30 protein-coding genes and 1 tRNA gene are annotated in these 25,507 nt (G+C 61.8%); 20 read left to right on the top strand and 11 right to left on the bottom strand.

Features of this window, described 5'->3' with window-relative positions:
* Positions 1 to 139 precede the first annotated feature (139 nt).
* A complete protein-coding gene (gene ptsP, locus H0W65_RS02950; protein ID WP_294003641.1) occupies positions 140 to 2,407 on the bottom strand; it encodes a phosphoenolpyruvate--protein phosphotransferase in 2,268 nt (755 codons plus the stop codon).
* Positions 2,408 to 2,535: 128 nt separating this feature from the next.
* Between ptsP and H0W65_RS02945 the strand changes: the two genes are divergently transcribed.
* A complete protein-coding gene (locus tag H0W65_RS02945) occupies positions 2,536 to 2,976 on the top strand; it encodes a hemerythrin domain-containing protein (protein WP_294003640.1) in 441 nt (146 codons plus the stop codon).
* Here the strand turns inward: H0W65_RS02945 and H0W65_RS02940 are convergent.
* Together H0W65_RS02940 and H0W65_RS02935 are read right to left on the bottom strand one after the other, a co-directional pair.
* Positions 2,973 to 3,977, bottom strand: coding sequence for a nitronate monooxygenase (locus H0W65_RS02940; protein ID WP_294003639.1), 1,005 nt, complete (start codon positions 3,975 to 3,977; stop codon positions 2,973 to 2,975). The two genes, H0W65_RS02945 and H0W65_RS02940, sit on opposite strands and share 4 nt — an antisense overlap.
* 50 nt (positions 3,978 to 4,027) lie before the next feature.
* Positions 4,028 to 5,260 (bottom strand): aspartate kinase, encoded by a 1,233-nt coding sequence (locus tag H0W65_RS02935; RefSeq protein ID WP_294003638.1) that lies wholly within the window; start codon positions 5,258 to 5,260, stop codon positions 4,028 to 4,030.
* 44 nt (positions 5,261 to 5,304) lie between these two features.
* Here H0W65_RS02935 and ubiG point away from each other — a divergent pair, with 44 nt between their 5' ends.
* Positions 5,305 to 6,024, top strand: a complete 720-nt coding sequence (ubiG, locus tag H0W65_RS02930) for a bifunctional 2-polyprenyl-6-hydroxyphenol methylase/3-demethylubiquinol 3-O-methyltransferase UbiG (protein ID WP_294003637.1) — start codon at positions 5,305 to 5,307, stop codon at positions 6,022 to 6,024.
* A 531-nt stretch (positions 6,025 to 6,555) separates the two neighbouring features.
* On the opposite strand, the gene H0W65_RS02925 is transcribed toward ubiG, so the two are convergent.
* From H0W65_RS02925 to H0W65_RS02910, 4 genes are all read right to left on the bottom strand, one after another.
* Entirely contained in the window at positions 6,556 to 7,227 is a 672-nt protein-coding gene (locus H0W65_RS02925) for a glutathione S-transferase family protein (protein ID WP_294003636.1), read from the bottom strand.
* Between the two features lie 130 nt (positions 7,228 to 7,357).
* Positions 7,358 to 7,804, bottom strand: a complete 447-nt coding sequence (locus tag H0W65_RS02920; protein ID WP_294003634.1) for a hypothetical protein — start codon at positions 7,802 to 7,804, stop codon at positions 7,358 to 7,360.
* A 69-nt stretch (positions 7,805 to 7,873) separates the two neighbouring features.
* Positions 7,874 to 8,695, bottom strand: a complete 822-nt coding sequence (locus tag H0W65_RS02915; RefSeq protein ID WP_294003632.1) for an undecaprenyl-diphosphate phosphatase — start codon at positions 8,693 to 8,695, stop codon at positions 7,874 to 7,876.
* The gene (locus tag H0W65_RS02910; RefSeq protein ID WP_294003630.1) at positions 8,695 to 9,642 is read right to left on the bottom strand and encodes a complex I NDUFA9 subunit family protein; all 948 of its coding nucleotides are present in this window, start codon (positions 9,640 to 9,642) and stop codon (positions 8,695 to 8,697) included. The genes H0W65_RS02915 and H0W65_RS02910 overlap by 1 nt, the downstream gene beginning before the upstream one ends.
* A gap of 92 nt (positions 9,643 to 9,734) precedes the next feature.
* Here H0W65_RS02910 and H0W65_RS02905 point away from each other — a divergent pair.
* A tRNA-Leu gene (locus H0W65_RS02905) sits at positions 9,735 to 9,821 on the top strand.
* Between the two features lie 172 nt (positions 9,822 to 9,993).
* Here the strand turns inward: H0W65_RS02905 and H0W65_RS02900 are convergent.
* The 3 genes from H0W65_RS02900 to H0W65_RS02890 all read right to left on the bottom strand — a co-directional run bounded on the left by H0W65_RS02900 (position 9,994) and on the right by H0W65_RS02890 (position 11,720).
* Positions 9,994 to 10,536 carry a DinB family protein gene (locus H0W65_RS02900; protein WP_294003628.1) on the bottom strand — a complete coding sequence of 181 codons (543 nt, stop codon included), beginning with the start codon at positions 10,534 to 10,536 and terminating at the stop codon, positions 9,994 to 9,996.
* A gap of 253 nt (positions 10,537 to 10,789) precedes the next feature.
* Complete coding sequence (locus H0W65_RS02895) at positions 10,790 to 11,185, bottom strand: nuclear transport factor 2 family protein (protein WP_294003626.1); 396 nt, start codon at positions 11,183 to 11,185, stop codon at positions 10,790 to 10,792.
* Positions 11,186 to 11,342: 157 nt separating this feature from the next.
* Positions 11,343 to 11,720: a hypothetical protein gene (locus H0W65_RS02890; protein ID WP_294003624.1), complete on the bottom strand. Its 378-nt coding sequence runs from the start codon at positions 11,718 to 11,720 to the stop codon at positions 11,343 to 11,345.
* Positions 11,721 to 11,776: 56 nt separating this feature from the next.
* Here H0W65_RS02890 and H0W65_RS12170 point away from each other — a divergent pair, with 56 nt between their 5' ends.
* From H0W65_RS12170 to H0W65_RS02830, 13 genes are all read left to right on the top strand, one after another.
* Positions 11,777 to 12,457, top strand: coding sequence for a CGNR zinc finger domain-containing protein (locus H0W65_RS12170; RefSeq protein ID WP_367120113.1), 681 nt, complete (start codon positions 11,777 to 11,779; stop codon positions 12,455 to 12,457).
* A gap of 16 nt (positions 12,458 to 12,473) precedes the next feature.
* Complete coding sequence (locus H0W65_RS02885) at positions 12,474 to 12,665, top strand: hypothetical protein (protein WP_294003622.1); 192 nt, start codon at positions 12,474 to 12,476, stop codon at positions 12,663 to 12,665.
* 64 nt (positions 12,666 to 12,729) lie between these two features.
* A complete protein-coding gene (locus H0W65_RS02880; RefSeq protein WP_294003620.1) occupies positions 12,730 to 13,278 on the top strand; it encodes a DUF1579 domain-containing protein in 549 nt (182 codons plus the stop codon).
* Positions 13,279 to 13,358: 80 nt separating this feature from the next.
* Positions 13,359 to 13,769, top strand: a complete 411-nt coding sequence (locus H0W65_RS02875; protein WP_294003618.1) for a DUF1579 domain-containing protein — start codon at positions 13,359 to 13,361, stop codon at positions 13,767 to 13,769.
* A complete protein-coding gene (locus H0W65_RS02870) occupies positions 13,736 to 14,593 on the top strand; it encodes an NIPSNAP family protein (protein ID WP_294003616.1) in 858 nt (285 codons plus the stop codon). Before H0W65_RS02875 ends, H0W65_RS02870 begins: the two co-directional genes overlap by 34 nt.
* Positions 14,594 to 14,743: 150 nt before the next feature.
* Positions 14,744 to 15,454, top strand: a complete 711-nt coding sequence (locus H0W65_RS02865) for a dienelactone hydrolase family protein (RefSeq protein ID WP_294003645.1) — start codon at positions 14,744 to 14,746, stop codon at positions 15,452 to 15,454.
* A 20-nt stretch (positions 15,455 to 15,474) separates the two neighbouring features.
* The gene (locus tag H0W65_RS02860) at positions 15,475 to 16,650 is read left to right on the top strand and encodes a heparan-alpha-glucosaminide N-acetyltransferase domain-containing protein (RefSeq protein ID WP_294003614.1); all 1,176 of its coding nucleotides are present in this window, start codon (positions 15,475 to 15,477) and stop codon (positions 16,648 to 16,650) included.
* A 147-nt stretch (positions 16,651 to 16,797) separates the two neighbouring features.
* Complete coding sequence (locus H0W65_RS02855; RefSeq protein ID WP_294003612.1) at positions 16,798 to 17,688, top strand: PhzF family phenazine biosynthesis protein; 891 nt, start codon at positions 16,798 to 16,800, stop codon at positions 17,686 to 17,688.
* A gap of 28 nt (positions 17,689 to 17,716) precedes the next feature.
* On the top strand, positions 17,717 to 18,118 hold the full coding sequence (locus H0W65_RS02850) for a RidA family protein (RefSeq protein WP_294003610.1): 402 nt from the start codon (positions 17,717 to 17,719) through the stop codon (positions 18,116 to 18,118).
* Between the two features lie 19 nt (positions 18,119 to 18,137).
* Positions 18,138 to 18,731, top strand: coding sequence for a DJ-1/PfpI family protein (locus tag H0W65_RS02845; protein ID WP_294003608.1), 594 nt, complete (start codon positions 18,138 to 18,140; stop codon positions 18,729 to 18,731).
* A 185-nt stretch (positions 18,732 to 18,916) separates the two neighbouring features.
* Positions 18,917 to 19,258 (top strand): helix-turn-helix transcriptional regulator, encoded by a 342-nt coding sequence (locus tag H0W65_RS02840; RefSeq protein ID WP_294003606.1) that lies wholly within the window; start codon positions 18,917 to 18,919, stop codon positions 19,256 to 19,258.
* Complete coding sequence (locus H0W65_RS02835; RefSeq protein WP_294003604.1) at positions 19,259 to 19,762, top strand: SRPBCC domain-containing protein; 504 nt, start codon at positions 19,259 to 19,261, stop codon at positions 19,760 to 19,762.
* A 103-nt stretch (positions 19,763 to 19,865) separates the two neighbouring features.
* Complete coding sequence (locus H0W65_RS02830) at positions 19,866 to 20,546, top strand: glutathione S-transferase family protein (RefSeq protein ID WP_294003602.1); 681 nt, start codon at positions 19,866 to 19,868, stop codon at positions 20,544 to 20,546.
* A gap of 84 nt (positions 20,547 to 20,630) precedes the next feature.
* Here H0W65_RS02830 and H0W65_RS02825 read toward each other — a convergent pair whose 3' ends face one another.
* Complete coding sequence (locus tag H0W65_RS02825) at positions 20,631 to 22,085, bottom strand: PLP-dependent aminotransferase family protein (protein ID WP_294003600.1); 1,455 nt, start codon at positions 22,083 to 22,085, stop codon at positions 20,631 to 20,633.
* A 103-nt stretch (positions 22,086 to 22,188) separates the two neighbouring features.
* Between H0W65_RS02825 and H0W65_RS02820 the strand changes: the two genes are divergently transcribed.
* The 4 genes from H0W65_RS02820 (at position 22,189) to H0W65_RS02805 (ending at position 25,477) form a co-directional block, all read left to right on the top strand.
* Positions 22,189 to 22,797: a hypothetical protein gene (locus H0W65_RS02820; protein ID WP_294003598.1), complete on the top strand. Its 609-nt coding sequence runs from the start codon at positions 22,189 to 22,191 to the stop codon at positions 22,795 to 22,797.
* Between the two features lie 39 nt (positions 22,798 to 22,836).
* Entirely contained in the window at positions 22,837 to 23,691 is an 855-nt protein-coding gene (locus H0W65_RS02815) for a LytTR family DNA-binding domain-containing protein (protein WP_294003596.1), read from the top strand.
* 157 nt (positions 23,692 to 23,848) lie between these two features.
* Positions 23,849 to 24,259 carry a VOC family protein gene (locus tag H0W65_RS02810; RefSeq protein WP_294003594.1) on the top strand — a complete coding sequence of 137 codons (411 nt, stop codon included), beginning with the start codon at positions 23,849 to 23,851 and terminating at the stop codon, positions 24,257 to 24,259.
* A gap of 576 nt (positions 24,260 to 24,835) precedes the next feature.
* Positions 24,836 to 25,477, top strand: a complete 642-nt coding sequence (locus tag H0W65_RS02805) for an FMN-binding negative transcriptional regulator (protein WP_294003592.1) — start codon at positions 24,836 to 24,838, stop codon at positions 25,475 to 25,477.
* Positions 25,478 to 25,507: the final 30 nt, after the last annotated feature.

Below are 25,507 nucleotides of genomic sequence, written 5' to 3'. Positions count from 1 at the left end.
TGCTTAAGCCGCTGGCCAACCGTCACCATGCCGTCGGGTTCGATCTCGTCCATTCGCTTCCCCCGCCTGTAACAGGCTTGAATTTGAACCTTTTGTCGGGGCGACCCGTGCCCCTGTCAACCGGCCTTGGGCACGCCGGTCAGTCGAGCGCCACTCCATGCCGCTTCGCCCAATCGCTTAGCGACTTGCGCATGTTGGCGGGGGGCTTGGCAAGCAATGTTTCGACCTTGGCGCGAACCGCGACGGCATCGATCGACCGAATCATCGCCTTGACCGGCCCCACCGCCGCCGGCGTGATCGACAGGCTGTCGATGCCGATCCCGATGAGCGCCATCGCTTCCAACGGCCGACCGCCCATTTCGCCGCAGACCCGCAACGGCACGCCCGCCGCCTTGGCCTCGCGCACGACGCGGTGGAGGAAGCGCAGGATCGCTGGCGACAACCAGTCGTAGCGCTCGGCCAGCCGCGGGTCGGCGCGGTCTGCGGCGAACAGAAATTGGGTCAGATCGTTGGTCCCGATCGATAGGAAATCGACTCGCGGAAGGAGAATGTCGAGCACTTCGGCGAGACTCGGCACTTCGAGCATCGCCCCGAATTCGACGCTTTTCGGGCCGGCCAGCTTCGCGCTCTTGGCCCAGGCGATCTGCTCCTCGAACAGGGCGCGAGCCTCCTCATATTCCCAAGGCTCGCTGACCATTGGGAACATCACGCGCAGCACCTTGCCCGCCGATGCCTCGACCAGCGCACGAGCCTGCGCCTTCATCAGCGTTTTGCGCTCCAGGCTGAGGCGAAGCGCGCGCCAGCCCATCGCCGGATTTTCGCTCTCGTCCTTCTGCTCGTCGCTCAAATAGGGCAGCGCCTTGTCGCCGCCGATGTCGACCGTGCGGAACACCACGGGCTTGTCCCCGGCGGCGTCGAGCACGCTTTTGTAGAGGCGCTGCTGGCTTTCGCGACCGGGCAGGGTGGCGGCAATCAGGAACTGGAATTCGGTACGGAACAAGCCGATGCCGTCGGCCCCCGCAGTCTCGAGCATGGCCGCATCCTCGGCCAGGCCGGCGTTGACCATCAGCGTCATCCGCTCGCCGTTCAGCGTTTGGGCCGGCAGGGCGCGGATGGTCGCATATTCGGCGCGACGCTTGTGGCTCATCGCCATCCGCTGATCGAAGGCGATGGTGATCGGGCGGGTAGGGCGGGCGGTGACCGCGCCCATGTCGCCGTCGACCAGCACCGCGTCGCCTTCGTTGGCGATGTGGCGGATGTCGGCAATGCGCCCGACGACCGGTACGCCCATCGCCCGCGCGACGATCGTAACGTGGGCGGTCAGGGAGCCTTCGGCGAGCACCACGCCCTTCAGCCGGCGGCGGTCATATTCGAGCAGTTCGGCCGGTCCGAGGTTGCGGGCGATCAGGATTGCGTCCCTGGCGAGACCCGTCTGGGCGGCTGTGCCCATGCGGCCCGAGACGATCCGCATCAACCGGTTGGACAGATCCTCAAGGTCGTGCATCCGCTCCTTGAGCAGCGGATCGTCGATTTCGCGCATCCGGGCGCGGGTGCGCTGCTGAACCCGCTCGATCGCCGCCTCGGCGGTCAAGCCACTGTCGATTGCCTCGTTGATCCGCCGCGACCAGCCCTCGTCATAGGCGAACATCTTGTAGGTCTCGAGTATCTCATTGTGCTCGCCAGCGGTGCCGAATTCGGCTTCGCGGGTCATATTGTCGATCTGCTCGCGCATCCGACGAAAGGCGGCATAGACCCGCGCGCGCTCGGCCTCGGTGTCCTCGGCGACAGTATGTTCGACGATCACGCGCGGCTGGTGGAAGACGGCGACGCCCTTGGCCATGCCGGTCACCAACTTGAGCCCCGCCATACGCTGCATCCCGGCGTCGCGCCGGGCGCCGCGCGAGCCATCGACCAGCCGCGCGCTGGCGATCAGCTCTGACAGGACCATGGCCACGGTTTGCAGCGCCTCGATTTCGACTTCGTCGTAACGCCGCGGCTCGGCGTGCTGGACCGAAAGCACGCCGATCGAGCTTTCGCGGCGAATGATCGGCACGCCGGCGAAACTGTGGAAATGCTCCTCGCCGGTTTCCGGACGATAGACGAATTCGGGATGGTTCGAAGCCTCGGCGAGATTAAGAATGCGGCCCTCCTCGGCGATCGTCCCGACGAGTCCCTCGCCCATCGCCAACCGGGTGACGTGAACCGCTTCCTTGCGCAGACCATGGGTTGCGAACAATTCGAGTGACTGGTCCCGCAGCAGGTAGATCGAGCAGACCTCGCTGGCCATCGCCGCGGCGATCAGGTCGACAACCCGGTCGAGCTTGGCCTGCGCCGAACCGCGCCGCGCCATCACGTCGTGAAGGCCGGTCAATATCTCGCGGGCGGAGGCTACGGCGCTCATGGGCATCGCCGATAGCGCTAGCAGGGAAAGCGGCGGCTTTCCAAGCGCGGTCAATCACGCCGATATGGAGGAGTGCGAAAGAGCGTGGCAAGCAGTCGGGGTTTAAATCGGTCGCCCAACAGGGACTTTGCCGCATGGCCCGTACCGACCCGCTCCGTCATCAACACGGCCTTGCCGCCCAGATCGTGTCGCGCATAATCGATAAGATCGACCATTATTCGGGCCCCGACGATGCTTATCGGATCAGCCTCGATCTTTCCAAGTTGCTCGGCCTGCTACGGACTCATCTGGCCCAGGAGGACGTGCATTTCTATCCGGCAATGATCCAGTCCGGCGATCCGCAAGCAGGAGCGGCGGCGCTCAGCATCGCCATGGAAATGGGCGATCTTGCCGAGCGCTTCGAGCGGTTCGCGGCGCGCTGGTCGTCCTCGGCGGTGATCGCCGCGCGGTTCGACCGGTTCAGATATGACGCGTTGACCATTTTTGCAAAGCTCGAGGCGCGCATCCGGCGCGAGAACGAGGAGCTTTATCCGCTCGCCGACCGATTGGCCGACGCGTTGCGCACCGCAGCCTAGCCGCGCGATCCCAACGCGGTGGCGGCTTCGTCGACCAGTTCGGCCAGAATGTCAGCGACCGGTTCCTCGCGCTTGACCATCCCGACCGATTGCCCGGCCATCATCGACCCGCTTTCAACGTCCCCGTCGATGACCGCACGGCGCAGCGCGCCCGCCCAATAATGCTCGATCTGCAGCTGGGCCTCGGCCATCTCGATCCCGCCCTCGTCGAGCCGCTGCGCAACCTCGCGCTGCTTAGCGGCGAACGCCTCCATCTCGCGGTTCTTGAGCGCGCGCACGGGGATCACCGGCAGGCGCGGGTCGATCTGGACCGAGGGGATCGCGTCGCGCGCCGAGGCGCGGATGAACGCCTTCTTGAAATTGGCGTGAGCAATGCATTCGGTCGCGCAAACGAAGCGGGTCCCGAGTTGGACCCCGACCGCGCCCATTTCGAGATAGGCGGCAATCGCTTCGCCGCGCCCGATCCCGCCGGCCACGAACACCGGGATGTCGTGGGAGACGTGGGGCAGGATTTCCTGCGCAAGCACGCTGGTCGACACCGGGCCGATATGGCCGCCGGCCTCCATCCCCTCGATCACCAGCGCGTCGGCGCCCGATCGCATAAGCTTCATGGCCAGCGCCAGCGCGGGAGTGAAGGCGATTAGCTTGGCGCCATTGCCCTTGATCCGGTCGATCGCCCCGCCCGGCGGAAGGCCGCCCGCAAGCACGACATGGGTAACGCGATGGTTGGCGCAGACATCGATCAGCTCGCTCAACTGCGGGTGCATGGTGATCAGATTGACGCCGAACGTTTTGGTTGTCCGCTTCTTGGTCTCGGCAATTTCGGTGTCGAGCAGTTCCGGTCCCATCGCGCCGCAGGCGATCACGCCGAATCCGCCGGCATTGCTGATCGCCGAGACCAGGTGGCGCTCGGAAATCCAGCTCATCGCCCCGCCGAGGATCGCCCATTCGGCGCCGAGGAATTCGGTGCCGCGATGCATCAATTGCTTGAGGCGCAGCATGCCGGCGTCACCGTGAATCTGCCGCGGCTCCGCAATCATTCCCTCGCCGCTCATACGTCATTCTCCCGTGGTGCATCGAGGCCGAAAGCGGTGTGGAGCACCCGCACGGCGAGCTCCATCTGCTCCTCGGCCACCAACACGCTGACCTTGATCTCGCTCGCGCTGACCGCGAGCAAGTTGATGCCGCGCTCCGCCAGGGTGGCGAACATGGTCGCAGCAAGCTCGGGGTTTGAGCGGATGCCGACCCCGACGATCGAAACCTTGGCGACCGCCGCATCGGTCAGGATCGCGCCGTCGCCCTTCGCTCCGCTGGATTCGATCGCTCTCACCGCCTGGCTCAGGCTGGCGCGCGGGACAGTGAAAGTGAGGTCGCTCGCCCCCGCGTCCGGGGTTGCGGCGTGGACGATCATGTCGACCTGGATGCCCGCCTTGGCGAGCGGCCCCATCACCGCCGCGACCGTGCCCGGAGCGTCGGCGATGCCGGTCAGCGTGATCCGCGCCTCGTTGCGGTCGGCGGCGATGCCGGCAATCGCGTTTCTTTCCATATCATCTCCAAGGTCGGGGACGATCTTGGTCCCCGGCAGGTCTTCGAATGCGCTTAGCACGCGCAACGGCATCTTCTCGCGCATCGCGAGGCCGACCGAGCGGACATTGAGCACTTTCGCGCCGACCCCCGCCAGCTCGAGCATTTCCTCGAAGGTGATTTTTGTCAGCTTGCGGGCGCGCGGGACGATCCGTGGGTCGGTCGTATAGACCCCGTCGACGTCGGTGTAGATGTCGCAGCGGTCGGCCTTGATCCCAGCGGCGATGGCGACGGCGGAAGTGTCCGACCCGCCGCGTCCAAGGGTCGCGACCCGGCCGTCCTCGCTGACTCCTTGAAACCCGGGAATCACCGCGACCGTGCCGCCGCTGAGCGCCTCGCCGAGAAGGGCGCCTTCGACCGCTTCGACCCGGGCGTTGCCGTGAACGCCGGTAGCCCGAAGCAATTGCCAACCCATGAAGCTGCGCGCCTTCACCCCCATATTCTGGAGGGTCATTGCCAGCAGCCCGGCGGTGACCTGCTCGCCCGAGGCGACGACGACGTCATATTCTTGGCGGTCGTGGAGCGCGGCTGCTTCGCGGCATAGCTGGACCAGCCGGTCGGTCTCGCCGGCCATCGCCGATACGACCACCAGCACTTCGTTTCCCGCCTCGGCCTCGCGCTTCACCCGGCTTGCGACCGAGCGAATGCGCTCGATCCCGGCCATCGATGTGCCGCCAAATTTCATCACGATACGGGACAAAGACGATCCTTGGCTGTTGAGGCGCGTCCTGTTAGGGTTGACGCATGGCCAAGACAAGCATCGTAGAGTCCGAGGCCGCTCACTTCGGCGGACTGGCACGCGACTGGTGGGATCCCGACGGCGCATCGGCGATGCTGCACAAGCTGAACCCGGTGCGGCTTGGCTATATCCGCGACATGGTCGACCAGCATTTCGGTCTCGACGAGTGCAGCTTCAGCCCGCTTCAGGGCAAGCGTGCGCTCGACGTCGGCTGCGGCGCCGGGCTGCTCGCCGAGCCGCTGGCGCGGATGGGCGCGGAGGTCACCGCGGTCGACGCGGCGCCGGAACTGATCGCGGCGGCCAAGGCACATGCCGAAGGGCAGGGGATCGCCATCGACTATCGCGCGATCGGCGTCGAGGAATTGGGCGGCGCCTTCGACCTAGTCACCGCAATGGAAGTGATCGAACATGTCGCCGACCCGCAAGCGTTCGTCACCAGCCTCGCCGCCCGCCTCGCACCCGGCGGTCTGTTGATTTTGTCGACGCCGAACCGCACCGCCTGGTCGAAGCTGCTGACCATCACGCTCGCCGAGGGGTTCGGGAAAATCCCCAAGGGCACCCACGATTATGCCAAATTCATCGATCCCGACACGATGCGCGGGCTGCTCACCAAGACGGGGTTGGAAGTGATCGACTTCGAAGGCATCGCGATGAGCCCGACGCGCGGGCTGCATCTAAGCGAGGATGTGCGGCTCAACTATCTTGTCGCGGCGAAGTGGCCGTGACGCACGCTCCTTCTCGGAGGATAATCCTTAGCCTGGTTACGCTGTCAGGAGCGATCATGGGTGGTCTATTGGGACTTGTCGGTTCGACGTGGGGCGGAATCGAAATGATCTTGCCGGTCACAACTGTCTTTTTCGGATGTGGGACATATATTGCGGGACTCATGGCGTTCTTTCTGATCGACACGTACCGACAATAGGAGTTGTTCCGGCGCGATTGAGCCGGGTGCAGCTAACCAGCGGCGCAGGGAAGCCGCGCCAGCGATCCGGTCGCTTTGCGCCGATCGGCTTGCGTCCGCGAAGAAACGGCTGGCAATGTAGGATTTCGTTTGCCAGGCTCGACTCGGCTCCTTCTCAATCATCGATCGCTTCACCCTGACTGCGGCAATGGGGCCGGATCGCCGGACTATCGTTTCAACTTTGCGTCATATCGCTGAGAAAGCTCGGAAAAAGGGGTCTAAAGCCTCGAAGTTGATACGAATAGGATTTCAACGCATCAGCGCATCAACTTCGACGCAAAACTGCGAAATTCGCTCAGAAGTCCACCTTGTCATAATGGGCGGGAGGATTGATCACCTCCATCCGCTCGCCGAGCAAAGGCCTAAAGCACGGCCGCGACTTCATCACCGCGTACCAGTCCTTGGTCTGCTTGTGCCCGCGCCAGTCGAGCGCGCCCAGATAGTCGACCACCGACAAATGCGCCGCGGCGGTGAAGTCGGCGAGGCTTAGGCCCGCGCCGGCGACCCAGCGGCGGTGGTCGAGCAAATAGTCGAGGTAGTCGAGGTGGCCGTTGGCGATGCGCATCGCCTCGCGCAGCACGCGGGTGTCGGGCGATTCCTGCGACACCAGCCGCTTGCGCATTCGTTCGTGCATCAGCGGCTCGACCACTTCGCGGAACAGTTTTTCGTCGAACCAGGCGGTCAGGCGGCGGATTTCGGCGCGAGCAACGGCGTTACCGTGGATCATCGGCATCTTGTCGACCGTTTCGTCGAAATATTCGACGATCGGCTGGCTGCCGATCAGGACGATGCTGGCGGCGGTATCGACCAGCACCGGGGTTTCGCCGGCCGGATTAAGGTCGATAAACTCGTCGCGTCGCTCCCACGGATTTTCACGCACCAGCTCATGGGCGATGCCCTTCTCGCCGAGCACCAGCCGGACTTTCCGCGAGAAAGGACAAAGGGGAAATTGGAACAGCTGCCACATGAAGCGGCAGCTTTAACGCGGTAGGCGAAGGCCACAACCCGTCATTGCGAGCGTAGCGAAGCAATCTACCCGCAAGTCAGAGACGCGACCGTGTAGATTGCCGCGTCGCCTTCAGCTCCTCGCAATGACGTTAGCGGCGTGGGTAGGTAGGACTGGGCATATTGGCGACGGCACGTTCGATCGCGTCCTGCGCCTGTCCGAGGGCGCCCATGATCGCCGGGAGCGACGACATCATCGCCCGGCCGGCGGCCTGCATCGTCCGGCCCGACTGGGCGGCCTCGGCAGCGACTCGTTGCTCGAGATAGGGGTCGCCAACCTCGTCGCGCACCGTGCGGGCGCGGTCGTAGGGGGTCGGCGGCCGTCCTTCGATTGCCGCTTCGATCTCGCCGACTGGCAAGTTCATCAGCGATTTGGTCAGCACGCCGGCGACGCGGCCGATCTGGTCGGCCATCGCTGGATCGTTGAGCGCGCGCTCCATGTCCGGCCCCGGCATCGGCGGCGGCGGCGCATAGCGCGGCGCGGCCAGCGCCGGGGTGGCGGCGGTGAAAACCGACAAAGCGATGATCAGGTGGCGCATAGCTTCGCTCCTCGAATCAGGTATTTAGCTGATCCTATCATGCCAAACTTGCGTGCCGGTGAACAGGGGTCAGCGCATCGCCAGCCACACCAGCGCCGCCGCGCCGGCGATGATGCGGTACCAACCGAACGGGGTGAAGCCGTGGCGCTGGATGAAGGCAACGAACGCTTTCACCACGACGATCGCGACTACGAACGACACTGCCGCACCGATCAATATGTGCCCAGTCATCCCCGCTTCGAGCTGATCGTAATGCTTGGCCAGCTGCAGCGCGGTCGCCCCGGCGAGCGTCGGCACGGCGAGGAAGAAGCTGAAGTCGGCGGCGGTCTTGCGGTCGATGCCGAGCGCCACCGCGCCCATGATCGTCGCGCCCGAGCGGCTGACCCCGGGGACCATCGCGAGGCACTGGGCCAGGCCGATCAGGATCGATTGTTTGAGGCTGACCGCGGCGACCATCTGGTCGGGCCGTTCGACTTTAGGCGAGGGCTTGGGGTGGCCGACGCGCTCGATCAGAATGATCGCGATCCCGCCGACGATCAGCGCCCAGGCGACCACCGTGGCATTTTCGAGCAAGGCATCGATCTGATCGCCGAGCGCGACGCCGAGCACAACCGCGGGGAAAAAGGCGATCAACAGGTTGCGGGTGAAGGTCCACGCGGTGCGGTCACGCCGCCAAAGGCCGACGAGCACGTCGCGGAAGGTGCGCCAATAAAGCACGACGATCGCCAGGATCGCGCCCGGCTGGATCGCCACGTTGAACAGTGCCCAGCGCTCGGCGTCGAAGCCGAGCAGCTCGGTCGCCAGGATCAAATGCCCGGTCGACGACACCGGCAGATATTCGGTCAGGCCCTCGACGATGCCGAGGATGACGATCAGCAGGAGGATTGGCATCAGGCGTTGAGGTCGCGTGACGGGGCGAAGCGGCCCCCACGGCGGAAACGGCCCAGCCATTCGGGCGCGACCGCCGACATCGGCGCCGGGACGATGCCGAAGGCGTCGAAGCCGGGCAGGTCGCCGCTCGCGACATTGTCGCGCTGGAGCATCAGCCACTGATCCTTGCTGAGCGGAGCGCCCGGCAGGAAACCGAGGCTGGCCATTCCGGCAGCAGCGAAATCGGGGACATCGACGAGCGCCGGCGACTGGTCGGCCAACCCGGCGATCTGGGCGTTCATTTCGCGCATCTTCAGCGTTTCGGGTCCGCCCAGCTCGTAGGTCTTGCCGCCGTAGCGATTGGGATCGATCGCCGCTGCGGCGATCGCCCGGGCCAGGTCGCGGACATAAACGGGCTGGAAGCGGGTGCGGGGCGCGATCACCGGCAGGATCGGCAGCCGCGCCATCGAGGCGAAGCGATTGGTCAGCTCGTCTTCCGGCCCGAATACCACGCTTGGGCGGACGATGGTCGCGCCCGGGAAGGCCTTGCGGACGGCTTCCTCGCCGAGCCCTTTGGTACGGCCATACGTCGACGCGGCGTCGGGATCGGCGCCAATCGCGCTGACCTGGACGAAGGCCGATGCGCCCGCCGCCCTGGCTGCCGCCGCTGCCTTGCCCGCACCTTCGACGTGGATTTTGTGGAGGTCGCCCTTGAAGATGCCGACCAGGTTGATGACCGCATCGGCCCCCTCGACCGCGCGCTCGATCGTCGCCGGGCGACCCAGGTCGGCAGCGATCGTCGCGACCTGGCCGATCCCGCCGAGCGGCTGGAGGAAGAAGGCGCGGCGCGGGTCACGCTCGGCGATGCGCACCCGCGCGCCGGTCTTAAGCAGCGCCTCGCAGACGTAGCGGCCGATAAAGCCGCTGCCGCCGAAGATGGTCACGAGCGAGGAATTGCGGTCGATCATGGGGCCGGTCCCTAGCGCCTCGCCAAGCGCATTGACAAGCGGCCAAGCCCCCCTCTAAGCGCGCCGCCTACCCAAGCAGACGATGCACCTGTGCCCAGGTGGCGGAATTGGTAGACGCACCAGCTTCAGGTGCTGGCGCTCGCAAGGGCGTGGAGGTTCGAGTCCTCTCCTGGGCACCACTGGGCTTTCCGGCAATGTCCGGAAACGACATGGGTTATATCTGCCGGATCAATCGCGGCCGTTGATCGAGCCGGCCCTTCGAGCCTCGCCGCCTGCCGACCTATTCTCGATGGTACCCGACCAGCTTGTCTCAAGCGCTGCTGCGGACCAACTGGAGAGGGGCGCGAGAACTCAACCGAACCTCAACGATTCGATCGATGGTAACCCACGCTGAACAAAAACCGTGAAGTCTGTCGGCGGGACATTGAAAGGAATCTGCTGCAACATGTCGCTGACGAAACCCCTGTGATAGGTAGCGTGGTTGACCAGATGCAGGAGAATTTCCGTACGTCGCATCGCACCCCTACCTCCATTCAGGAACTCGAAATTGACCATTTCATCCATGTCGGCCGCCGACAAATCGTCGGTCAGACGGACATAGTAGCGATCGAGATCAGCGATTTTGGCTCGAATTTCCTCGAATGAAGGGCACTCATCGCTGTTTCGGATCAGATATTGATGTTTTCGGCCTTCGAGATGGGCACGAAAGATGTCTTCGACAGCCATGATATGATCGAACGTCCGCGCGATGTTTCCGAATAACGCTTGCCGCGGGCGATATATCTCCTCGTCCGGCAACTCCGCGACCGAAGCCAGCATCGTCTGGTTAGCCCAAGCCATATATTGAACCATGAGCCGCAACTGGTTTGGGGCACCGTTGTTCGGGCTTGTCATCGACTCTGCGCCTCCAACGAGGGGAAAGCGCCCGCAGTAACTGGATTACGGCGGACTCTGGACTTGGCTTGGCTTGGCATTCGGATCATCGCTCCTATGGATGGAGGTACGCGAGGTTGCAATTCCCCGATTGTCGCACCCCAAGGTTCATCGCCTGGCCGCCCGCATCGCACAGCGAATCTCGTCGATCTCGCCGCTGGATCCAGACCGGTCCAGTTGCCACCTGCTCGCAACGATTCATCGCTCAAGTCTGTCAGGGTGCAATCAAGTCGCGCCCGACCGCGGTGTCCGCATAGATCCTCGCGTGAGTGATCATTCCGCCGACGGTGGTGAACAAGATGCAATTCTCCATTTCACCTTGCCTCCCCGATTTCGAACTTGCTTTCGCCCGAACCGGAACGATCACATGGCTTCCGGCATCGAGAATGAAGTGAGCGTCGTAAGTAAAGCTATCGAAGTAGTTTTCAAACAAATTGGTCCAATATTGTTGAAACTCATCCAGTCCTCGATAAGTGCCCCCGTACGGCAATGACGTCGGAAAATCAAAAACTATGTCGGGAGACAGATAGGGTGCGAGTGCTCCGCGATCGTTATTGTCGAAGTCGCTGTAGGCCCGGCGGCACGCTTCCAAGATTTTTTGATTGGTCAAGCGCTTGTTCCTCACTGTTACGACAGTATGCGGCAGGTCGGTTTCCTAGTCGAATTTGCATCAACCGGGATCGTTCGGCGCCCCGCTTCATTCGGAGCAGGCCAGAATTGATCAAAGTTCGGTCGCGAGCTGCATCCGCCGATCGCCGACTTAGGCATCAAGTTCCTATTTCGTGGCCAAGTCGCGTGCGCTGGCCAACCCCCACGGCATCGATGGCTACTTTGTGATGCTCGACCCGCTCGGGCTTTTCGAGCAAGAATTTGTCGTCCTGCGGATAGTAGCGTGCGCGATCGACGTCATCTCCGGCGAATGCACGGATCGACTCCATCGACTCCCACCAACTCAGCGTCGTGACCTCGGTCGAGCCATCTTCCATATCGCGGGTAAGCATCTGACATCCGAGATTGCCCGGTGTGTTCAGGTAATCGACCACGCCGGTGCGCGCGATGTACCGGACATATTCAGCCCGATCGCTGGATCTAATGGTCGATTTCCACCGGCGCTGAATCATGGTGGGATGCAAGAGTATAGTCATGGTTCACATCCTTCGTCACTTGCCTAACCGATTCGACTGGCCTAATAGGTTAGATAATGAATGACAAGCCTAACGCTCGTTTCGGCGGCATCGTATCGGAGGGAGAATTTTTCTTCGAGCTCAGCGGTGGCGCGCTGGCGTTGGATTTCGTGAACACGCGTGACGAACGGCCCGCCGGCGGCATCGAGCGCCTGGTCAGCTACCTGAGGTTGCTGGATTTCTTGCGACAGTCAGGCGCGCTGGAGGCCGAGGCCTTTAGCCGGTTAGGTAGCCTTGCAACGGAACAGCCCGAAGAAGCCGGCAATGTCCTCGCGTCAGCAATCTCATTGCGAGAAGCGATGTTTACAGTGCTGCAGTCAAGCTGCGCGGCCCGGCGGCCCGCCCAGCGACCGTTAAGTGTCCTCAATCGTTGGATACCGTCCGAAACCAAGTTCTTGACTGGGCGAAAGGGCGGGCTATCATGGTCCTCCGTGGCGCCGGGCAACACGCTTTGCTCGGTCCTTCGGCCCCTCGTCGCATCGTTGGCGGACCTGCTGACGACCGACGCGAAACGGCAGCGAGTCAAGCTATGCTCGTCCGCGACGTGCGACTGGTATTTCCTCGATCGGTCGCCCCGAGCCAATAGGCGTTGGTGCGACATGACTGTGTGCGGCAATCGGGCGAAAGCGCGCCGTCACTATGCGCGAATTCGCTCGTCTCTAGGCGCGTCTACGGGCCAAGAGCTTGCGGGAGGGTGAAGCCCCCGCGCCAGAAATGGCAACGTCGGTCAATCGAGTTAGTCGTTCCGCGCCGATGATGACGATGCGCGAACTCCGTATGGCTGATGCGGCGTCGATCTGGGTGATCAGCGGTCCGTCGACTTCGTATTCCCAAGCAGCTGGTATTGGTCTGAGCAGACGTTTTGCCATCATGGCGAACGCCCGCAATCCATCATTCCCCGATTGACACGATTGATCAAACAGGACAACCGGCCTGTTTAACGAATGCGGGCGGAAAAGAGTCGGAATCGATGATTGAACGCGACGAACAGGAGTTCGGAGGGAATATAGAGGTCGGGAAAAAGGCGCGCAGCGAACTCAGCGCGCCGGCCGCCGGGAACTTCGATTTCTTATTTGGCCGCTGGAGCGTGCAGCATCGCAAGCTTCGCGAGCGACTGGCCGGGTGCGCTGAATGGTTTGCCTTTCCCGGAACTCTGGAAGTTGGGCCGATCCTCGGAGGGCTGGGGAACTTCGATTATAACGGCCTTGCCGACCCGGAGGGCTCCTACTCGGCCCATTCGCTAAGACTCTATTCTTCAGCTTCGCGGGAGTGGTCCATCTGGTGGCTCGACTCCAGAGACACCTCTGCGGGGTTGGGACCTGCGGTCGTGGGGCGCTTCGAAGGTCTCAAGATTACGCTCTTTGGTGAGGATATGTTCAGGGGGAAGCCGATCAGGGTGCGAACCAGCTACGAACCTTTGGGCGCGAACGACGCTCAATGGACGCAGGCGTTCTGGCGCGACGAGGAAAGCAATTGGGAGGTGAACTGGATCATGGACTTCTCAAGACGCCCCCAATGACAGCTTTGGCAGTAAGTCCCCCTAGTGGTTCACGCGACTTCGACTTTATCCACGGGTCTTGGACAGTCCACCACCGCAAGTTGCGCAAGCGCCTCGTTGGCGACGATGTTTGGGACGAGTTCGACGGCACTATGAACGCCCGCGCCATCCTCGCCGGTGGCGGTAACTTCGACGAAAACGTCCTGAACGACCCTCAAGGCACCTATCGCGCTTGCACGGTAAGAATGTTCGATCCTTCGTCGGCACTTTGGATGATTTATTGGATCGACGGGCGCCATCCGCGACCTGACCCTCCTGTGGTCGGAAGCTTCATGAGCGGACGTGGTGTTTTCGTCGGCAACGACGTGATCGACGAGCGCAAGATCCTAATTCGATTTATCTGGTCTGAGATCGCCGGGAACGCGGCACGTTGGGAGCAAGCCTTTTCCATCGACGAGGGCAATATGTGGGAAACAAATTGGATCATGAATTTTGCGAGGCAGCAAGCGTGAAAATTATTGGAGAAACCATTATGTCGAGACGCACGGTTATCGCGGGATCGGTTGCGGCGGTTGCAACGGCAGCAGTGGGTAAGACTGCCTCCGGCGCGGCCGTCGTGCCCGCTGTTGCGGATCCGGTAATCGAGCTTCGCCAGTACAAGCTCAATACGGGAAGACGAGACGCATTCATCACGCTTTTCGACCGCGAGTTCGTCGATTCCCAGGAGAAGCTAGGCATGCGACTCCTTGGACAATTCCGCGATATGGACGATCCGAACAGGTTTACCTGGATTCGTGAATTCCCCACCATGGCCGGCCGAGCTGCGTCGCTTACCGAATTTTACACCGGCCCTTTGTGGCTGGCGCATCGCAACGAGGCGAATTCGATGATCGACGATAACGATAACGTCTTGCTCCTGAAGCCATCGGCCGAAGGGCTGGGGTTTAGGCCGGTCGAACGGCGGCTCGGTCAACCGGCAAAATCCGGGTTCATGGTGGCGACCGTTCACTATCTCTGGAAAGCGCCGAAGGAAGGCTTTTCTCCGTTCTTCGAGACTAGCGGACGATCCGCCCTAGAACGCGCGGGTGCGCGCGTTCTAGGGAGCTACATCGGTGAAAACCGCCCCAACGAATTCCCGCGCCTGCCGGTTCGCCAAGGTGAAAAAGTATTTGTATGGTTCACACACGTTGACAGCATGGCTGATTACGAACGCGCGATGTCGGCGCTGCGCGGGCGTGCCGCCGTCAAGCGCGGATCGCAGATGCTGATGCCCGATCTCGAGGAGCGGCCCGCTCAGGTTCTCCGTCTCAAATCGACTCCGCGCTCACGACTTTAGTGGGGTTCGGGCAAGCGTCCGGAGAATTCGGCGATGGAGCGTAACGGCATCGAGCAGGGAGACGCGGCGGCGCCCTGCGATCCCAGGCAAAGCCCCTACCATGAACAGATTGCCATTCGGACGGGCGACGGCCTCTGTCCTGCCCACGTGATGATTCCGAACGATGTCGGGCCATGGCCGGGCGTCATCTTCTACATGGACGGGTTGGCGATCCGCCCCGCGCTACTTGCCATGGCTAAACGTCTGGCATGTTGCGGTTACGTCGTCCTTCTACCGGATCTATTCTACCGTGCCGGATCATACGACACCCCCGACGCAGCCCGGATCTCCGCGGATGACGGAGCGCGCGCCGATTTCAGGAAGCTGATGTCGGTGACAGACAACCGTCTCGCCTCGCAAGACACCGAAGCGTACCTAGCCTACCTGGATTCAAGGTCGGACGTGTCGGGTCCCGCCGTCGGAGTCGTTGGCTACTGCCTCGGTGGCGGCGTCGCGCTCACCGTCGCCGGCGATTTCGCCGACCGGATCGCCGTCGCCGCCAGCTTCCACGGCGGTCATCTCGCGACGGACTTGCCCACCAGCCCGCACCTCTCGGTGCACAAGATCCGTGGCCGCGTGCTGGTGGCCAGTGCTGATGGAGACCCATCCTATCCGCCGGAGATGGCCGAGCGGCTGGAGACCGAATTTCGCGACGCGGGTGTAGATCACCGCTGCGAGACGTTCCTGGGCGCAAAGCACGGCTGGACGATGGCAGACCTACCCGCCTTCGACGCCCCCGCCGCCGAGCGCCACTGGCGCGAACTGACCGCGCTCTTCGCTGGCGCGCTACCCGCTCACGGTGCGAATGAAAGGATCCAGTAGAGATGGATGGCGGCGAACCGATGAGGACGACGCAGCAGGCAGCCCCGTCGGCGCCGCTCGGGCGCATCGAGGCCATAGACTTGCTGCGCGGTTTAATGGTGGCACTGATGGTGTTGGACCACGTCCGCGAATACTTCAGCGCCGCTGCGCTCCAGTTCGAACCTACCGTCATGCTGCAAACGACACCCGCGCTGTTCGCCACGCGCTGGGTCACGCATCTATGCGCGCCGACCTTTGTGTTCCTTTCGGGCATGTCGGTGTACCTGCAGCGAGCCAATGGGCGGGTCGGCGCCGCGCTCCGCAAGAGATTGTTAGCGCGCGGCATGTGGTTGATCCTGCTGGAGGTCACACTCGTTGGGTTCGCGTTCAATTTCGCCGAGCCCTTCATCTTTCTCCAGGTGATTTGGGCGATCGGCTTCGGGATGATCCTGCTCGCCTTGCTCATCGAGGCTCCGTCGATCGCAATCGCGGCGGTCGGTTTTATTCTCTTGATGTTTGATTACGTGCTTGGAGCTGCGGTGGCCCCGTACTTGCCCAAAGCATTGTGGCACATGCTCTTCTCACCAGGCCCACTGGCGCGCTTGCCCGGCGTCGTCGCCTATCCGGCACTTCCGTGGGCGGGAATACTGCTGCTCGGATACGGCCTGGCAACGACAATCGTTGGCGAAGGAGTGATAAGGAGGCGGCGAGTGCTGGTCGCCGGGGCGGTCATGCTGGTATGTTTCGTTATCCTTCGTGTTTCGGGGATCGGCGATCCTCGTTCATTCGGCATCGGACCGACGATCCTGTTGCGCGCGCTATCCTTTTTCAACGTTACCAAATATCCGCCGACGCCCCAGTATGTGCTGCTAACGCTCGGTGTGTCGGCGCTGCTGCTCGCAGCGCTGTCGCCGGTGGGCCCGCGCCGACTGCCCATGCTCCGCGCGTTTGGGCGCGCCCCGTTTTTCACCTACGTCCTGCATATCTACTTGATCCACACCGCGGCACTGCTGATCGGCATGGCGTTGGGCCTGCCAGCCTCGAGCTTCGCCGGCTTCATCGAAAGTTCGGCGCCCTTGAAGGAAGCGGGTTGGGGATTTGGCCTTGGCTGGGTCTATGCAATTTGGATTGCGACGCTATTGATCCTGCGGCCGATCGCCATCTGGTTCGCCAATATTAAGTCCAAACGGTCTCAATGGTGGCTGAGTTACCTCTGAGTTCCGCGCGATCCGAAGTGAGTGTCGGCGTGGCGAGAATTCATCCGTCATTGACCGAAGCGTCGGCCCGGAGAAAGGCCGTGCGCGGGCCTGCGGCGGCTTCGGCTGCGCCGGAGTAGACGAACGACCGCTGTTGGGGGAGAGAGAATGGATTACGCATTCGAGACGGTCGACGTCTTTACGGAGAGACGGTTCGGCGGTAACCCTCTGGCGGTGTTCGTCGATGCCCGCGGACTCTCCGATTCACAGATGCAGTCGCTCGCCGCCGAGATGAACCTCAGCGAGACGACCTTCGTGCTGCCACCGACGCAGCCGGGAAACACCGCGCGGCTGAGAATTTTCAATCGTACGGCTGAGATGGCGTTCGCGGGCCACCCGTGCATCGGGACTGCGTACGTCCTCGCGCGCCGCGCCACTGCAAAGCACTCCAGTATGCGCTTCGAGGTTCCGGCAGGCGTGGTGCACATCGAGATCGAGCGCGTCGCCGATGCGGTCGTTGGCGCACTTCTGACCGCTCCACAGCCTCTTTGGAAGGGCGCGGAATACAGCCCGGAGGAGATCGCGATCTGCGTCGGAATTGCGTCCGGCGATGTGCTCGTGCACGACCACCCGCCCTTGGCGGTGGCGATGGGTAACCCGTACGTTGTCGCCTGCGTTACTCCGACGGCGCTTGGGCAATGCGTGCCCGACCAGCGGGCCTTTCGGGACTTTCGTGCCCGGCACCCCGAACTTGGTGACCGGTTTTCCCTTCATCTGTACGTCCGCAACGGCTCAAATCTGTACGCCCGCATGTTTGCGCCGCTCGCAGGCACGATAGAGGATCCGGCCACGGGGAGCGCCAACGCTCCGCTTGCGGGTCTGCTCCTGTCTCTTGGGGCCGAAGATCGCTTGGAATTGACTGTCCGTCAGGGGGTGGAGATGGGGCGTCCCAGCCTTCTGCGCGTGACTGCCACGCGTACCGGCGACGGAATTAAAGCCACAGTAGCCGGCAGATGCGTACCCGTACTCGCAGGCGCTGCCAGCCTCGAATTGGAGTGAGTGGAACATGAATAACAGGCATTTCAATTTGCCCGGCGCGAACCTGGGTCCCTATTCGGATGGAATCGAGGCGGCGGGGCTCATCTTCCTTTCTGGCCGGGTCGGCTTGGACGATGATGGAGCGCTGGTGCGAGGTGGGATCGGCCCGCAGACGAAACGTGCCATCCGCAACGCAGAAGCGGTTCTGCAATCTCAGGGCCTGTCGCTCGCCGACGTCGTGAAATGCACGGTCTATCTCGCAGCAATGGACGACTTTGCCGCCATGAACGCGGCCTACATCGAAGCGTTCGGCGACCTTCGGCCTGCCAGGACGGCGCTCGCCGCCGCGGGTCTTCCGTTGGGAGCTGTCGTCGAAGTGGACATGATCGCCTGCGCCCGGTCAGAGAAAGGCGAGGCCGCGTCCGTGGGAGGCCCGGAAAGCGATGGATAAGCACTCAGGAGCGCGGAGTATGAACATCGGAATATTTCTCTTCGACGACGTTGAGGAACTGGACGCGGTCGGGCCCTATGAGGTGCTGACATGGGCAGCGGGTGAGCGTGAAGGCTTTGCGGACGTCTTCACGATGGCGGTGACTACAGACCCGGTCCGCTGCGCCAAAGGGATGCGCATTGTTCCCGATTACTCGCTCGAAACCGCGCCCCCACTCGACGTGCTGATCGTGCCGGGTGGCGTGGGCACCCGCGAGCTAGCTCAGAATGCGGCGGTGCTCGACTACGTCCGCGAACAGGCGGCCCGGTGTCGTTGGGTGACGAGCGTCTGCACTGGCGTGCGCGTCCTGCTCGCCGCGGGTCCTGCGGTAGGCAAACGCGTGACGACCCATTGGGGCGCGATCGCCGAGATTCGCTCCAGCGGCTTGGCGCTCGAGGTGCTGGACGACGTGCGGTTCGTGCGCGACGGAAACGTCGTCACCGCCGCTGGAGTGTCAGCAGGAATCGATATGGCACTCTGGTTGGTCGGCGAATTAGGCGACCCCGGATTTGCAAGGGCCGTGCAGAAGGGCATCGAGTATTTTCCTGCGCCACCATATTCGGCCTCGGTCTGACGCGTCGATCCGGGGCTCGCCGTATTGTCGCCCGGGACAGGAGCTCGCGGGCGCAGACGACGTCATAGAGCGCCACCTCCTCCGAAAGGTGATGCGAAAGCACGTCATTCCCAGCATCGAAAATTGCCGAGTTAGCGATTTCTTGTCATTGACACCGCGCCATGAAGTGAATTAAGTGTATATACATGATCGGGCATATAGCATTATTCACCGCGCTAACGGATCCGGCGCGTTTTCGCATCGTCGAGTACCTGCGGAATGGGGAAAGCTCCGTAACCGACGTCGTCCGTGCATCACGGATTCAGCAATCGGGGGTATCGAGACATCTTGGTATTCTACGCGATGCCGGCATCGTTACCGTCCGACGTGACGGGCAGCGTCGCCTCTACTCGCTTCGCCCCGAACCATTTACCGAAGCGGCCTCGTGGATCGACGACGTGCGGGCGACATGGGAGCCGCGACTGGAGCGACTTGAAAACGAACTGACGCGTCGCGCCACCCCCAACTCGGCCACGAAGGAAGACTAAATGCACTTTCGATCCAACGGCGCGGAAAAACCCGACTATCTGACCATTGAACGAATCTTGAAGGCGCCTGTCGATCAGGTGTGGGACCTTTGGACGACGAAGCAGGGCATCGAAGCATGGTGGGGGCCGCAGGGTTTCCGAGTCACGGTGACATCGATGGATCTGAAAGCCGGCGGAGCGCTGCGTTACACGATGACAGCTGATACCGACGAGACGCGTGCCTTCATGCTTCAATCTGGCATGCCGCTAGAGACGGAAACGAGGCTCGTTTTTACCTTGGTGAATCCTCCTCACCAGCTCGAATATACCGACATCGTGGATTTCGTCCCGGGCGTGGCGACGTACGAACTCCAAACCCAGGTCCAGCTGATAGAGGTCGCGCAAGGGACCCGGCTGATATTGTCATTCCATCGGATGCACGACCAGATCTGGACGGAAAGGAAGCGGGCGGGCTGGGAGAGCGAATTGAACAAGCTATCGGCATTGCTGGCCGAGGCCGCCTAGCGTCAACGGGCCAATGCGCGGCCATTCCTCATGGACCGCGCCCGCCCTCCCCTCATTCGACCATAGCAAGCCTGATCCTCGTTCGATCGCTTGGAGAACCACTGTGATACTTCTGAATTCCTTCGTCTCGCCGTTCGCAGCGCGTGTCAGGCTCGGGGTCTACGCCCATGATCTTCCGGTGGAGATAGCGCCCTCAGGGCAATGGTTGCCGAACTACGAGAAGTCGCCGAAATATCTGGCCCTCAATCCGATCGGGCGCGTGCCGACCTTGGTGCTCGACGACGGCAGCGCGTTACCCGAGTCGACCGTAATCGTCGAATATCTGGCCGACGCTTTCCCAGGGTGTGGGCTTCGACCCCTCGCAGCCACAGCCGTCGCGCGGGTACGCCTTATCGCGCACCTGGCTGAAATATACTTGCAGGCTCCGGCCGGCCCGCTGTTCGGACAACTCTTCGCATCTGATCGCGACCAGAGCACTATCGAGCGCTGCGTCATGGCCATGGACCAGGGGCTCTCGCATCTGGACCATTTCATGGAAGAAGACGGAGCCGCGGCGAGTGGCGCCATCACGATCGCCGATTGCGCGCTGGTACCCTACCTCTTCTTCTTCGCGGACCGGATGACCGAGGCTTTGGGCATCTCATCGATTATCGAAAGACATGCGAAGGTCTCAGCTTACTGGAATCGGATCCAGAACGCGCCTGTCGTGGTGAAGGTACTGGACGAGATGCGAACAGCGATAGCTGGTTCCCGATTGAGCATGCTGGTGCCTTCCCGGAATTAAGGTCGGCTCCCGCCTGGAGCATGTGTTCGACCAGTTCGGTGAACGTCGACCGGACCAATAGCCTCGGTGTCGCTTGGGTAGGACCTAAAAACCAGGGGACGCCTCTACGATCCTAGCCAGCCGCTCCACAGCGCTGTCGATCGCACCCTCATCCACGCTCCCAAATCCGAGAACGATGCCGCTAACCTCGGGCTCTTCCAGCCAGCACGTCGACAGCGGGATAACCGAAAGGCCCGCGGCGCTCGCGCGCCGGGCGACGTCGACGTCGTCACATGCGTCGGGCAATAGAAGAGTCAGATGCATCCCGGCCTCGATCCCGACGATACGGACATCGTTGCCGAACTGCGAAGTCACGGAGGCGACCAGACGCTTGCGCCGGCGGTCGTAGAGAATGCGCATGCGGCGAAGGTGGCGCGCGAAGTGCCCCTCGGAGACAAAGTCCGCGAGCGCGGCCTGCGTTAGGGTTGGCGGGAAGATATCCATTGCCTCCCGCATCGCGCGGAATGATGAAATCAAATCTTCAGGGATGACGAGGTACCCGATCCTAAGCGCGGGGAACATCACCTTGCTGAACGTGCCGAGGTAGATCACCCGGGCCGCGGTATCGAGTCCCTGCAGCGACAGCACCGGCCGAGCTCCGTATCTGAATTCGCTGTCGTAATCGTCCTCGATTATCCATGCATCTTCTTCGGTGGCCCACTGGAGTAACTGCAGCCGACGCGTCGCGCTCATCCCCATCCCGAGCGGGTACTGGTGCGACGGGGTCACGTAGGCCGCGCCTGCGCCAGGCGCCCTGCGGCGGCCCTCAGCGACGTCCATTCCGTCGGCATCAACCGGCACTGGAGCCATGCGCAGACCGGCCGACCTGAACGCGGCGTGCGCACCGGGGTACCCAGGCTCCTCCATCAATACCGCGTCACCGTGATCGAGCAGCACACGCGCCGCGATCTGGAGGCCTTGCTGCGATCCTGAGACGATCATGATCTGATCGGCGCCACAGCGCACGCCGCGCGCCGCTCCAAGATAGCCGGAGATAGCCTCTCGAAGCGACGGGTGTCCCATCGAATTGCCGTATCCCAACATCGAATGCGCCGCGCTGCGCCCATAACGCGCGAGCATCGATCCCCAGATCGCGATAGGGAAATGATCCAGGGCAGGAATACTGGCCCGGAACGCTCCAGCATGCGTTAGCCAGGGACCGTCGTCGACGGACAGGCGTGCCGCGCGCCTTGAGACAAAACGTGCCCCGCCGAGAGGCCGAACGAAAGTTTCGTGCCCTTGCCGAGCAGGCGCGAACTGCGCAGGGATGCTGTCCGCTACCCTGGTCCCTGCGCCAATCAAGGCAACGAAATACCCCTCGGCCACGAGTTGCTCGAACGCCGCCAGCACGGGTGCGCGCGACACCTGCAATTCCCTCGCCAGCCCCCTCGTCGAAGGGACGCCCTGGCTCGGGCGCAACTGGCCAGTGACCACGGCAGCTTGATACCAATCGAAAATCTGACGGTGGATCGGGACGCGTGACGAATGGTCGATCGCCATTGGGGCCGGAAAGCGGCCCGAGGCTCTCCTGCCGCGAGAGGTCATATGGATTTAATCCCAAGTGGTCATTGGCCTAAGCCACTTTAGGCGTAACTCTCCCTGCATGACAATTATTTGCCGGACAGCCGCAATCTTGTTTTGCGGCATTCTCGCCGCGTCCGCGCAGGCCGAAACCCGAACAGCCCTCGCTATTCCCGCCGCGCAGGATATTCCAACACGGCCGGCGCCGATCCGGGCGCCTCAGCCGCGCGATGGCAGCCATGACTTCGACTTCGAGTTCGGAACTTGGAAAGCCCATGTTGCACGCCGCCTTCGCCCGCTCACCGGTTCCAGCGAGTGGGTCCAATTCGACGGGATCTCGACGGTGGCCAAGGTGTGGAATGGCGCGGCGAACTTCGGGGAACTTCGTGTCACCGGGCCAACTGGGGAAATCCAGGGCCTGAGCCTACGATTGTACGACCCCGCGAGCCGGGAGTGGAAGATCAGCTGGGCCAACAGCCGGGACGGTGCGCTCACCCCTCCCATGGTCGGCGTGTTCGACGGCAAGGGCGGGGGTGAGTTCTACAACGCCGACACTTTCGGCGGTCGGCAGATTCTCGCCCGCTTCATCTTCAGCGGGACGACTGGGGCCACTTTCCGCATTGAGCAGTCCTTCTCCGCGGACGCCGGCAGAACTTGGGAAGTCAATTGGATCGCGGATTTCAATCGCTGATATTCAAGTCGTGCATCTTTTAACCATGGGCTGAGCGCAGTGACGACAAGTTTACGGGTGCTTGTTTACGATGAAGAGCCGCTTGCGGTTGATCGGCTTTCGGGCATGCTTTCGCGGTGCGCGGGTGTTGAGGTCGTCGCGCGGACACGTAGCGTGGGGGAGGCGCTTTCGCAGATTGTGGCTTTATCGCCCAATTTGCTGTTGCTGGACATTGGGATGCCCGGGCTTCACGGCTTCAATATCGCTAAGCAATTTGGTCAACTCGTAGATGGCAGCCGTGCTCCGCCGCTAGTAGTTTTCGTGAGTGCTTTTCCCGCGTTCGCCGTACACGCATTCGACACCGGCGCGCTTGATTTCCTGGCAAAACCCGTTCGCCGCTCACGCCTTGAAGTCGCACTCACGCGCGCGCGGACTGCGCTTGAAGCACGTGAGTCTGTAATCCGGTTTGGCGAGATCAAGCTTGCTCTCGAAGTCCTTCGCAACCAACACCGGCATCCAGACTTCGAGTCCGACCACCTTTGGATCCCGCGCCGCGGCGAGTTCGTGAGAGTCGATTTCAATCAAATTGATTGGATCCAGGCGGAAGGCGGATATGTGCGCCTTTATACCGGAAATTCAACGCATCTATATCGAGAGATGATCGGCTCGTTTTCAAATAAGCTTAATCCTCAAAAATTTGTAAGGATCCATCGATCGTACATCGTTCGGCAAGACTATGTTACCTCGGTACGCCGCTCGATTCATGGGAGGACGATTGTTCGTTTTGCCAGTGGCGATGAACTTCCGGTTGGTCGTAAATATTCGAGGGCAGCGCGCACAACTTTTTTCCATTCTTCGGAAAGAGGAAGGCAGGAAGCTCAATCTCGTGTCTATAATCCGTCGAACATTAATTGAGTAACATTCGCACGTTCAGAGCTTTTCGCGATATTACGCCCGGCGGACGCAGACAGAAGTCAGTACTGCGCATCACATTAAACTGAAGCCGAACATTAGTTCGGCCAGGCAACAAATTTAAAACAGGTCGTTCTGATCGTTTAACGCGGAGTATATTGTGAAGATTATCTCTAATTTGTATTTCAAGGGTGATTGCGCAGAGGCGTTCGAGCGTTACACGGAAGTTCTTGGCGGCGAAATTAAAGCGATGGTTACGTTCGGAGAAGTACCTGGCGAGGAGAAGCTCGGCCCTGCATTCGAAAAACTTATTATGCATGCGTGGCTGGATGTTGGTGATCAGTCGTTGATGGGTTGCGATGCTCCTACCGAGGACGACGTGAAACTCGGCGGCTTTAGCGTGGCGGTACATGTCGCAGACAAGATGGAGGCGCGGCGAATTTTCGATGCCCTTCTTGTGGGGGGAAGCGCCTCGATGCCGTTCCAGGCAGCTCCATGGTCACCGGGATTCGGAATGCTAACCGACAAATTCGGAGTTCCATGGTTGATCAATACCGAAGCGAAACGGTAGGCACGACTGACCCCAGAGAGAGTTTGGGTCGCGACCCAAGACCGGTGACACAGTGCCTCGTAAAGCAAAGTATTTCGCCCTTACCAGAGGACGGGGGAGCTGACCTGATCGCTTTAGTAGGCGCGCAATTCCGGATAGGGGGCAGCCCGCCGACCGCATTCCGTTGGTCGCGCGCGCTACGAAAAGGCATGAAATGATAGCTAGAAGCTGGTGGACCGAAGTCGATCCGTCTCGTGTTGAGGAGTATGAGGCGTTCGCTCGCGACATCTCGCTCCCGATGTTTCAATCCATCACTGGGTGCGTTGGCGTTCTGATGTTCCGAAATGAGGAACGATGCACCGTCCTGACCCTTTGGCGCTCCGAGCAAGACGTTGCTGCACTGGACAAGTCCTCTATCTACCGCGCGATCGTCGATCAGATTCTGGCTCGGGGATTCCTGCGGGGTTCGCAGAGCACCGAAGTCGGGCACCTGCATTTGACCTGGATCGATCAGAATCCAGGCGATGCCGGACTTGCACATGATTAAGCGCGCCCCATTTCCGCGGGGAAATAAGACCGCCAGAGTTTCGGAGGCCAATGATGTACCGACAGCCCGCCTTTCGCGAAGACTGCCTCGAGGTCATGCACGATCTGATCCGCAGTCATCCGCTGGGTTCATTGGTGACGGCTAGTCCGCATGGCCTGATCGCCAACCTCATCCCCTTTCTGGTCGATGCCCATGCTTCGGAACACGGTACGCTGCGCGCCCATCTGGCAAAGGCGAATGACCATGTTCCGGTGCTCAGGGATGATCCTGAGGCGCTGATCATCTTTCGCGGCCCGCAAGCTTATGTTTCGCCTTCATGGTATCCGGCGAAGGCAATCCACGGGAAAGTGGTCCCCACCTGGCATTATGCCGTCGTGCAGGTGAGGGGAAGGCCGAGAATTATCGACGATCCGTCATGGATTCGCGCGCATGTCGACGCGCTGACCTTAACTCAGGAGCAGGGCCGCGAAAACCCATGGGCCGCCAGCGACGCGCCCGAAAAATTCCTCGCCGGACAATTGAAGGCAATCGTCGGAATCGAGATCGAGATCGCGGCCATCGAAGGCAAGTTCAAGCTGAGCCAGAACTATAGGGAGCCCGACCAGCTCGGCATCGCGAAGGGCATGCGCGACGATGGCGCCGAAGCAGCGGCCCGATTGAATGAGCTGGCAAGCCAGCGCCATTCAAAATGAATTTGCTTCTCGCAGGACGAAAAGTCGAGC

Origin of the sequence: Sphingomonas sp., from assembly GCF_013816785.1 — a bacterium.
Lineage (GTDB): Bacteria > Pseudomonadota > Alphaproteobacteria > Sphingomonadales > Sphingomonadaceae > Sphingomicrobium.
This window is presented reverse-complemented; position numbering and strand designations above follow the sequence as displayed.